We start from the raw sequence: 307 nt of genomic DNA on the forward strand, positions 1-307 counted from the left end.
CAGGTGGACAACGCCAACGGGTTGCACTAGGAAGAGCCATTGTCCGTGACGCAAAAGTATTTTTAATGGACGAGCCTCTATCGAATTTAGACGCAAAATTACGTGTAAGTATGCGTTCAGAAATCTCTAAACTGCATCGCCGTTTAAATACGACCACTATATATGTGACACATGATCAAACAGAAGCAATGACAATGGCATCACGCCTTGTTGTTATGAAAGATGGACTCATCCAGCAAGTGGGTACTCCAAAAGAAGTATATGATAATCCTGAAAACATTTTTGTTGGCGGATTCATTGGTTCTCC

At 41.7% G+C, this 307-nt stretch carries 1 protein-coding gene; it reads left to right on the forward strand.

What is annotated here, in order from left to right; genetic code table 11:
* On the forward strand, positions 1 to 307 hold a 307-nt coding region (locus KI356_RS24355), incomplete at both ends, for an ABC transporter ATP-binding protein (RefSeq protein ID WP_369009434.1).

The organism is Bacillus hominis (assembly GCF_018332515.1).
Lineage (GTDB): Bacteria > Bacillota > Bacilli > Bacillales > Bacillaceae_G > Bacillus_A > Bacillus_A hominis.